The organism is Streptomyces sp. NPDC057623 (assembly GCF_042800355.1).
Classification (GTDB): Bacteria; Actinomycetota; Actinomycetes; order Streptomycetales; family Streptomycetaceae; genus Streptomyces.
The window spans coordinates 25,810-35,295 of the sequence record NZ_JBHVGZ010000083.1 but is presented as its reverse complement, the minus strand read 5'-3'; the positions used below and the strand labels follow the sequence as shown (position 1 = coordinate 35,295).

Sequence of the window (9,486 nt, the reverse complement as noted above, 5' to 3'; positions counted from 1 at the left end):
CCGGGAACCAGGGCCGGCCCCCGCGGGTGAGCCAGCGGCTCGTCACCCCGATCGGGTCGGGGGCGTTCGGCGCGTCGGCGAAGGGCAGGTGGCCGGCGGCCGGGGGAGCGGGGCGCGCGGTGACCCGCAGGCGGTGCGGGCGGGTCATCAGTCGGTCTCCGGGCCGAGGTCGGCGGTGTCGGTGAGCTGGGCGCGGGTGCCGGTGGTGGCGTGCAGTTCCAGGAGGACCAGGTCGTTGGTGCCGGGCCGCAGGATCGGCGCGGGGACGTACAGCGTGTGCTGCGGGCCGCGGTTCCAGTAGCGGCCGAGGTGGAAGCCGTTGATCCAGGCCTGGCCCTTGGTCCAGCCCGGCAGGGCGAGGAAGGCGTCGGCCGGGGCCTCGACGTCGAAGGTGCCGTGATGGAAGCCCGGTTCGGCGGCCGTGGTCGCGTCGGACGCCTCGAACGGCACCGCGTCCAGGGTGTCGAACGGAAGCGTGTGACAGTCCCAGTCGCGCAGGGGTGTGCCGTTGAAGGTGACGGGGCCGAGGAGGCCCTTGGGGGCGCCGATGCGGGGGCCGTAGTTGACGCCGCCCATGTTCTCCACGAGGACGTCCAGCGTGGCGCCGGGCCGCGGGACACGGACGGCCAGGGTCTCGTCGTGGCGTTCGCGTTCCAGTACGCCGACGGGGGCGCCGTCGACGAAGACCTGGGCGCGGTCGCCGACCCCGCCCGTGAAGTGCAGCAGGCCGTCGCCCGCCGCTTCGACGGTCGTGCGGTAGAGGGCGTAACCGGCGTGCAGGCCCAGGTCGTTCATCGTCGCCGGGTTCTCGGTGCGGATCGGCTTGCCGAGGGTGTCGGCGTGGCGGAGGAGCGGGGCCCGGCGGACCAACTCGACCGTGAGGGGCGGGAGTTTGGGCGCCGGGGCGGGCACGGGCTCGTCGGGGACCGGGGCGTGGCGGGCGATGACCTCGCGGAAGGCGTGGTACTTGGGCCCCGGGTCGCCGCACTCGGTGAGCGCGGCGTCGTAGTCGTAGGAGGTGACCGTGGGCTCGTAGGTGTGCCTGTGGTTGGCGCCGTTGGTGAAGCCGAAGTTGGTGCCGCCGTGGAACATGTAGATGTTGACCGAGGCACCGGCGGACAGCAGACGGTCCAGGTCGGCGGCGGCGTCGGCGGCGTCCCGCACGTGGTGGGGGCCGCCCCAGTGGTCGAACCAGCCGATCCAGAACTCCGAGCACATCAGGGGGCCCTCGGGCTGGTGTGCCCGCAGCGCCGCCAGGTGCTGGTCCACCCGGCTGCCGAAGGTGGCCGTCGCCAGAGCGCCGGGCAGGGCGCCCGCCGCGAGATGTTCGGCGTTGGCCTGGTCGCAGGTGAAGAGCAGTTCCTCGACGCCCCTGGCCCGGAAGGCCTCTTCGAGATGGACCAGATACGCGGTGTCGTCACCGTAGGCGCCGTACTCGTTCTCCACCTGGACGGCGATCACCGGGCCGCCCGCCGCGGCCATGTACGGCAGCAGCGGGGGCAGCAGGACGTCGAGGTAGCGGTCGATCACCGCGGTGAAGCGCGGGTCGCTGGAGCGCAGCCGGATGTCGGTGTCGGCGATCAGCCAGGACGGCAGCCCGCCGTCGTCCCACTCGGCGCAGATGAACGGACCCGGGCGCAGCAGGACGTGCAGGCCCTCGTCGCGGGCGAGGCTCAGATAGCGGGGCAGGTCGAGGAACCCGTCGAGGACGAGCGGTCCGCCGGGTTCGGGCTGATGGAGGTTCCACGGCACATACGTCTCCACCGTGTTGAGACCCATCAGACGGGCCTTGCGCAGCCGGTCGGCCCATTGGTCGGGGTGGATCCGGAAGTAGTGCATCGCACCGGAGATGATCCGGAACGGCTCGCCGTGCAGCACGAAACCGTCGGAAGACGTCGTCAGAGCGGACATGCGGAAGCTTCCCTTCGCCAGGAGGTACGCGGCGGATTCAGCGCGTTCGGGTGCTGCGGATCAGCCAGAGCGTGGCGGCCAGGCACAGGGCCGACACGCCGGACAGCAGAAGCGGGACCGTGCGGATCCCGGACCATTCGATGGCCTTGCCCAGGGCCGGACCCGCCACCACGCCGCCGACCATGGAGGCGGCGATCACCACCGCTCCCGCTCTGCGGGCCCGCGGGGCGGCACGGTGGAGCCAGGGCAGCCCGGTCGGGAAGATCGGCGCGATGAACAGGCCGACACCGGCGTACGCGTACGGGGCCAGCGCCGGGACCGTGGCGAGCAGCAGGCAGACCGTCATGCCCGCGCACGAGACCGTGATGATGGCCTGGGCGGAGAAACGCAGCGCGATCGGGGCGACCAGGAAGCGGCCGACGGTCATCATCAGCCAGTACACGGACGTGGCCGTGGCGGCGAACCCGGCTCCGTAGCCGACGGTCTCAAGGTGGGTCGGCTCCCAGCCGCCGACGCCGGCCTCGATACCGACGTGCAGGACGTACAGGGCGACGAACACGGCGAGTACGGAGGCGAGGCTGCGGGCGAGTACCTGGCCGCCGTGCGACTCGCCGTCCGTCTCGGACGGCTGCGGCGCCCGGTCCCGTACGCCGCGCAGGCACAGCAGGAGCGGCAGGTTGGCCAGCGCGAAGCCGAGGAAGACCGCGGGGTAGTGCGCGGCGCCGACGACGCCGATGAGCGCCGGGCCGAGAATCGCGCCGATGCCGAAGTGGGCGTGGAGGATGTTCAGCACGGCGGTCGAGCGGTGCCCGAAGCCGACGGTGAACAGCTGGTTGAGGCCGTAGTCGATCCCGCCGAAGCCGAGCCCGGCCAGCAGGGCCATGGCCAGCGCGGCCGGCCAGTTCGGCGCGAGCGCGAAGCCGGCCGCGCCGACGGCCATCAGCAGATACGAGGCGCCGAGGATCCGCCGGTTGCCGATCCGGCCGTAGAGCCGGTCGAAGAGGAGCACGCCGCCCACCCCGCCGACGAAGTGCGCGCTCAGCCCGAGACCGGCGGCCGACGGGGACAGACCGAACTCCTCGCGGAACGCGGGAATCGCGGGGCCGTACAGAGCCTGGAGGACACCGATGAGCATGAAGCCCACACACGAGGCGACCACGGCGGCCGGGGTGAAGACCCGTGGGTTCGGCGGTGCCGGCGTCACTGTCATGAGGGGGGATGTTACCGGTAACATCCGCAGGCTCGTCAAGATCCGTGCGGCGTTCCTCCGTGCGTTCCTCCGGGCGGGCCGCCGTGGGGGCGAGGCTTGGACGGCTCGCAGGGATTGGTGGATGGGATTGGACTGTCCGTACAGAGTCTGGACGTGTAGTCTAGATCTTGGCTCGGTGGGCAACCCGCCGAGTGCGGGCGGGCGAAGGAGCGTGCGATGGCGGCCGACCAGGCCCTGGAGTCGGAGCGGGACGCGATCGTCGCCGCGCTGAGGCCGGTCGTCGACGGCCTGGTGGCCACGTTCGGGCCGATGTGCGAGGTGGTCCTGCATGACTACCGGCGGCCGGAGGAGTCCGTGGTCGCCGTGGCCGGTTCGGTGACCGGGCGGGCCGTGGGCGGGGCGATGAGCGAGATCGGCATGCGGATCGTCGCGCGCGGCGACGGCGCGGGGGACGAGCTGAACTACGTCACCCGGACCCGCGGCGGCCGCCTGGTCAAGGCGTCCACCATGGTGCTGCGGGACTCGACGGGCACCGTGTTCGGTGCCCTCTGCGTCAACCTGGACGTCACCGCCGTCAACGAGGCCCACGCGCTGCTCGGCGCCCTCGCCGGCATCGGCGGGGCCGGTGGCGTCGGTGGTACCTCGGCCGACGTGCCGGTCACCACCTTCGGCAACGACATCGACTCCGTCGTCGACGCCATCCTCGACGCCCACCAGCTCGGGCAGAACGGGAGCTGGGCCGGGCTCGGCCGGGCCCAGCGCCTGGAGCTGTTCCGCGGCCTGGACGAGCGGGGCGTGTTCGCCGTGCGGCGCGCGATCGAGCAGGTCGCGGCCCGGCTCGGCATCTCCCGCGCGTCCGCTTACAGCTATCTGTCGCAGGCGCGTGCCGAGGCCGGGAAGGCGACGGACCGGGCCGTGACCGACACGACACCCTCTGGAGGACACGCGTGACGACCACCACCCCACCGGTCACCCTCGACGACGTCCGTGACGCCGCCGCGCGGCTCAAGGGCGTCGCGCACCGTACCCCGGTGCTGCGCTCGCGCACGCTCGACGCCCTCGTCGGTGCCGAGGTCTTCCTCAAGTGCGAGAACTTCCAGCGCGTGGGCGCCTTCAAGTTCCGCGGCGCCTACAACGCGGCCTCCCGGCTGACACCGGAGCAACTCGCGCGCGGTGTCGCCGCCTACTCGTCCGGGAACCACGCCCAGGCCGTCGCCCTGGCCGCCCGCGAACTCGGCACCACCGCGGTCATCGTCATGCCCGAGGACGCCCCGCCGTCGAAGCGGGCCGCCACCTACGGCTACGGCGCCGAGATCGTCACCTACGACCGCTACACCGGCGACCGGGTCGCGATCGCCCAGGCCCTGGCCGCCGAACGCGGCCTCACCGTCATCCCGCCGTACGAGCACCCGCACATCATGGCCGGACAGGGCACTGCAGCTCTCGAACTCCTCGAAGAGGTGGGGGAGTTGGACGCGATGCTGACGCCGGTCGGCGGTGGCGGACTCATCGCCGGGAGCTCCACCGTGGCCAAGGGCCTCTACCCGGGCATCCGCATGATCGGCGTCGAGCCGGAGGCCGGGGACGACACCAAGCGGTCCCTGGAGGCGGGGCGGCGCATCAGCATCCCGGTGCCGCACACCATCGCCGACGGACAGGCCCTGCAGACGCCCGGCGAGCTCACCTTCTCCGTCAACCGGCGGCTCGTCGACGAGATCGCGCTGGTCGGCGACGACGAGATCCGGGACGCGATGCGGTTCGCCTTCGAGCGCCTGAAGATCGTCGTCGAGCCGAGTGGTGCCACCCCGCTGGCCGCCCTCCTCAACGGCCGGGCGGGCACGCTGCCGCGCCGGGTCGGCGTGATCGTCTCCGGTGGCAACGTGGACGCCGAGCGCTTCGCCGCGCTCTGCGGGAACCGGGTCTGAGCGGGCGTACCCCGAATGGCGGCTCCGGATGGACCGGCGGACGATGGAGTGGTAGAGGGCCGGCCGTCGACGGGCGGTGCCCAGGGCCGCCGGGGAGTCCGGTCCCGGCCGCGGTGGACCGCGGCCGGAAGGGAGCGCGTCATGTTGGAAGTGAAGCCCCTCGACAAGCCGGACGAGCGGCGTGATTTCCCCCGCGGCCACCTCGAAGCCGTCCACATGACGGATCTCGACTTCGCCGTGGCGACCTTCGAGCCCGGATGGCGCTGGACCGAGTCCGTGGCCTCGATCGCGGGCACCGACACCTGCCAGATGCACCACAACTGCTACATGGTCCAGGGCCGTATGCACATCCGCATGGACGACGGCGGCGAGACAGAGGTCGGCCCCGGCGACGTCTTCGTCTGCTCGCCCGGTCACGACGCCTGGGTCGTGGGCGACGAGCAGGTCGTGGTCTACGACTTCCAGGGGCAGACCGCCAGGGAGTACGCGAAGGCGAAGTAGCGTCGGCACCGCTCGGCCCGCGTCGGCACCCGCTTCATGCGCCACCCCGGCGTCTCACACGGTGACGACGACCTTCGCGCGCGCGTGCTCCACCACCACGTACCGGATCGCCTCGGCCGCCTCGCTGAGCGGATACGTCCGCTCGACGACCGGGGCGATCTTTCCTGACTCGGCGAGTTCGCGCAGTGCCGCGAGGTTCGCCCTGCTCTGCTTCGCGGGGAGTTCGAGCAGCCGTTGGCGGGAGAAGAGCGCTGCCGGCCGCCTCTTGAAGAAGAGCCCCATCGGGCCGAATACGCTGCCGCCCTCGTACACGCCGCCGCCGGACAGCACGAGCGTGCCGGTGGGAGTGAGCGCGCGCCGGAAACCGGCCAGGGAGTGGTTGCCCACGAGGTCCAGCACGACGTCGTAGCGCCGGCCGCCCCGGGTGAAGTCCTCCCTCTTGTAGTCGATGACGTGGTCCGCGCCGAGGGAGCGGACCAGGTCCACGTTCCGTGTGCCGCACACCGCGGTGACCTCCGCGCCGTAGACCTTGGCGAGCTGCACGGCGAACGTGCCCACGCCGCCCGACGCGCCGTTGACCAGGACCGACTGGCCGTGCCGCACGCCGGCCACGTCCCGCAGTCCGATGAGGGCGGTGTTCCCCGCCAGCGGTATCGCGGCCGCCTGCTCGAACGTCAGGTTGGCCGGCTTCGGGCCCAGCATGCCGTCCTTGGCGCACACGAACTCCGCGAACGCGCCGTCGGCCTCGCCGTACACCTCGTCGCCGGGCTTGAACCCCGTGACCCCGCTGCCCACCGCTTCCACCCGGCCGGCGAAGTCCCGGCCCCGGATCCTCGCCCGGGGCTTCGCGAGGCCGAACACCAGACGGGCGATCTTCGGGTCGCCGTGCATCAGATGCCAGTCGTACGCGTTGACCGAGGCCGCGTGCACCCGCACCAGCACCTCGTCGACGGCGGGCACCGGTGCGTCGGTCTCCCCGAACACCAGCGTGTCCGCCGAGCCGTACCGGTCCTGCATCACTGCCTTCATGGGACCCCCTCCGCCTCCGGTGAGCGTACGGAAAGCCGTCGGAACCGGAAATCGGGGACGAACCCTGATTTTCTCCGGGGACGACCCTGGCCTCACCCGGAGAAGACCGATCGGTTTCCGCTGGGTGGAGACAACCTGGAGCCCCCCTGGAGGTGACCGACCCGCGTCCGTCGCGACCAACTTCTACGGACCGCTCCTGGTCACCCGGGCCCTCGTCCCCGTCATCGTGGCCAACGCCGGCGTCCAAGGCCGCCTTCCGGTCGCAGACCGACTCCCTGCGCCTCGACCTGAAGCCGCGCGGCACCGACCTCACCGCCGGTGTCGACGCGCCCGAGTCCACGGCCGAGAGCGTCGCCGCCCAGGCCCTCGACGGTGTCGCCTCGGAGCTTGGAGGTCTTGGCCGACGACATCTCGCGGCAGGTCGAGGCGGGGCCGGCGGCGGATCCGGGCGCTCTCCCCGCAGCTCGCCGCCTGATCACACCGGATCCGCGGCTCGCCGCAGTTCGGGCGCCCTCGCGTTCACACCGGCAGCAGGCGTGCCACCAGCGCGCTGAGCTGCCGGGCGGTGCGGCACTCGTGCATCTCCACCAGCTCGGCGTAGGCGGGTGCCGCGGAGTCGCCCGTGCCCCAGCGGGAACGCTGCTCCGGGTTCAGCCAGTAGACGCGGCGGGCCCGTTCGGCGATCTCCCGTACGGCCGGCAGGTTCGGGTCGCTCCTGTTGGTGCGGGCGTCGCCGAGGACGAACACGGTCGTGCGCGGGTCGACCGTGTCGCTGTAGCGCTCCGCGAACTCGCCCAGCGCCATGCCGTAGTCGCTGCTGCCGTGATAACCCGTGAGCGTGGCCTCCGCCTCGATGCGGGCGCTGAGCCCCTCCGGGTCAGCGGTACCGCGTTCCAGCAGCCCGGTCACCTCGTCGATCCGGTTGACGAACGCGAACACGCGCACCTTGCTGAACTGGTCGTGCAGTGCCTGCACCAGCAGCATCGTGAAGTCCGAGAAGCCGGACACCGACCCCGACACATCGCACAGCAGCACCAGTTCGGGGCGCACGGGACGCCGTCTGCGCAGCACCGGCTTCATCGGCACCCCGCCGGTCGACAGCGACCCGCGCAGGGTCCGCCGCAGATCGATCGAGCCCCGGGAGGCACGGCGGCGCCGGGCGGCGAGCCGGGTCGCGAGCTTGCGGGCGAGGGGCGACACGGCCCTGCGCAGCTCGGCCAGTTGGGCCTTCCCGGCGAACAGGAAGTCGACCCGGTCGGCGGTCGGCCGCACCGCCCGCCGGGCGATCTCGTCCCGGCCCCGCCGCTCGGCCACCCGGCGCCGCGCCTCCGCGGCCACCAGCCCCCGGAACGCCTCGATGCGCCGCCGGATCTCGTCCTCCAGCAGCCGGTCGCCGAACCCCGAACTCCCACCCTGTCCACGGACGTTGTCCCGGACACGGGCGAACAGGGTCTGCGGGCGCAGCCGTTCCAGCGTCTGGTACGACGACCAGCCGTCCGACTCCGGGGAGGAACCGTATCCCCCGAAACCGTCGACCGCCTCGGCCGCCAGCCGCGCCATCATCGCCCGGTCGTCTGCCGTCAGCGCGGCCGCCAGCCGGTCGCGCAGATCCTCCCGCCCCGCGGAACGCTGCTCCGGGCCGCCGACACGGTGCGGGAAGTAGAGGTCGAAGACCGGGTCGAACACCGGCCGTTGACCGGTGCCATGCAACAGCGTCGCCGCCAGCCCTTCGCGCAGCAGCTCCCGGTCCGCGAAGCCGAGTGCCTCGACCGCCCGCGCCGCGTCCACCGTCTCTCCGGTGCCGATCCGGACGCCGTGCTCGCGCAGCGCCGCGACGAAGGACGTCAACCGCTCGGCCACGCCCGAGGGCGAGGTCACAGAGCGTCCAGGTCGAGCTTGGCCGACGCCTTGAGGACGTCGTCCTGGTGCTTGAGGAGGACGCCGAGGGTGGCCCGCACGACCGTCTCGTCGAGGGTGTCGGCGCCCAGGGCGAGCAGCGTGCGCGCCCAGTCGATGGTCTCGGCGACCGACGGCATCTTGCGCAGGTCCATCGCCCGCAGCGCGCCCACGACCCGGACGACCGAGCGGGCCAGCGCCTCGTCGAGGCCCGGCACCTTCAGCCGTACGATCCGGCGCTCCAGCTCCTCCTCGGGGAAGCCGATGTGCAGGAAGAGACAGCGGCGGCGCAGCGCCTCGGACAGCTCCCGGCTCGCGTTGGAGGTGAGGACGACGAACGGGCGGCGTGTCGCCGTGATGGTGCCAAGCTCCGGCACGGTCACCTGGAAGTCGCTCAGCACCTCCAGCAGCAGGCCCTCCACCTCGACGTCCGCCTTGTCGGTCTCGTCGATCAGCAGCACCTTGGGGTCGTCGCCGCGGATCGCCGTCAACAGGGGCCGGGTGAGCAGGAACTCCTCGCTGAAGATGTCCGTGCGCGTCTCGTCCCACGTCTCGTCGCGGCCCGCGCTGATGCGCAGAAGCTGCTTGGCGTGGTTCCACTCGTACAGCGCCCGGGACTCGTCGACGCCCTCGTAGCACTGAAGACGGACGAGCCGCGCACCGGCGACCTCCGCCACGGCCTTGGCGAGCTCCGTCTTGCCGACCCCGGCCGGGCCCTCCACCAGGAGCGGCTTGCCGAGGCGGTCGGCGAGGAAGACGGTCGTGGCGACCGCGGGCGAGGCGAGGTAGCCGGTCTCGGCCAGACGCGCGGAGACATCGTCGACGGATGTGAACAACGGGGCCTCCAGCTGGGCGGGCGGTGTCTCTCTGGTCTGTCCGGGTACCTATCTAAGCGCTTGTTCACCAGATCTGTCACCCGCGAGCCGGGGCCCGCGCGGGGGGTACCGATCGGTTTCCCGGGGGTGCGGCGCGCGGTAGCCTCGCCGTACGGCTACCGCTGTGCGAGGCCCAGCC

8 protein-coding genes are annotated in these 9,486 nt (G+C 72.2%); 3 read left to right on the top strand and 5 right to left on the bottom strand.

Annotated elements, in window-relative coordinates:
* Positions 1-147 precede the first annotated feature (147 nt).
* Complete coding sequence (locus tag ACFU95_RS44025) at positions 148-1,911, bottom strand: glycoside hydrolase family 35 protein (RefSeq protein ID WP_383841083.1); 1,764 nt, start codon at positions 1,909-1,911, stop codon at positions 148-150.
* 37 nt (positions 1,912-1,948) lie between these two features.
* Positions 1,949-3,121: an MFS transporter gene (locus tag ACFU95_RS44020; RefSeq protein ID WP_383841080.1), complete on the bottom strand. Its 1,173-nt coding sequence runs from the start codon at positions 3,119-3,121 to the stop codon at positions 1,949-1,951.
* A gap of 216 nt (positions 3,122-3,337) precedes the next feature.
* Between ACFU95_RS44020 and ACFU95_RS44015 the strand changes: the two genes are divergently transcribed.
* The 3 genes from ACFU95_RS44015 (at position 3,338) to ACFU95_RS44005 (ending at position 5,547) form a co-directional block, all read left to right on the top strand.
* On the top strand, positions 3,338-4,072 hold the full coding sequence (locus tag ACFU95_RS44015; protein WP_383841077.1) for a transcriptional regulator: 735 nt from the start codon (positions 3,338-3,340) through the stop codon (positions 4,070-4,072).
* On the top strand, positions 4,069-5,046 hold the full coding sequence (locus ACFU95_RS44010) for a threo-3-hydroxy-L-aspartate ammonia-lyase (protein WP_383841074.1): 978 nt from the start codon (positions 4,069-4,071) through the stop codon (positions 5,044-5,046). Before ACFU95_RS44015 ends, ACFU95_RS44010 begins: the two co-directional genes overlap by 4 nt.
* A 141-nt stretch (positions 5,047-5,187) precedes the next feature.
* A complete protein-coding gene (locus ACFU95_RS44005; protein WP_383841071.1) occupies positions 5,188-5,547 on the top strand; it encodes a cupin domain-containing protein in 360 nt (119 codons plus the stop codon).
* A 54-nt stretch (positions 5,548-5,601) separates the two neighbouring features.
* On the opposite strand, the gene ACFU95_RS44000 is transcribed toward ACFU95_RS44005, so the two are convergent.
* The 3 genes from ACFU95_RS44000 to ACFU95_RS43990 all read right to left on the bottom strand — a co-directional run bounded on the left by ACFU95_RS44000 (position 5,602) and on the right by ACFU95_RS43990 (position 9,308).
* Positions 5,602-6,576 (bottom strand): NAD(P)-dependent alcohol dehydrogenase, encoded by a 975-nt coding sequence (locus ACFU95_RS44000; RefSeq protein ID WP_383841068.1) that lies wholly within the window; start codon positions 6,574-6,576, stop codon positions 5,602-5,604.
* 519 nt (positions 6,577-7,095) lie between these two features.
* The gene (locus tag ACFU95_RS43995; RefSeq protein WP_383841065.1) at positions 7,096-8,454 is read right to left on the bottom strand and encodes a VWA domain-containing protein; all 1,359 of its coding nucleotides are present in this window, start codon (positions 8,452-8,454) and stop codon (positions 7,096-7,098) included.
* Entirely contained in the window at positions 8,451-9,308 is an 858-nt protein-coding gene (locus tag ACFU95_RS43990; RefSeq protein ID WP_383841061.1) for an AAA family ATPase, read from the bottom strand. Before ACFU95_RS43990 ends, ACFU95_RS43995 begins: the two co-directional genes overlap by 4 nt.
* Between the last annotated feature and the right edge of the window lie 178 nt (positions 9,309-9,486).

Coding starts and splice junctions, on each gene's coding strand:
- ACFU95_RS44005 (WP_383841071.1), top strand. CDS start 5,188: ATGTTGGAAGTGAAGCCCCTCGACAAGCCGGACGAGCGGCGTGATTTC.
- ACFU95_RS44000 (WP_383841068.1), bottom strand. CDS start 6,576: ATGAAGGCAGTGATGCAGGACCGGTACGGCTCGGCGGACACGCTGGTG.
- ACFU95_RS44015 (WP_383841077.1), top strand. CDS start 3,338: ATGGCGGCCGACCAGGCCCTGGAGTCGGAGCGGGACGCGATCGTCGCC.
- ACFU95_RS44020 (WP_383841080.1), bottom strand. CDS start 3,121: ATGACAGTGACGCCGGCACCGCCGAACCCACGGGTCTTCACCCCGGCC.
- ACFU95_RS44025 (WP_383841083.1), bottom strand. CDS start 1,911: ATGTCCGCTCTGACGACGTCTTCCGACGGTTTCGTGCTGCACGGCGAG.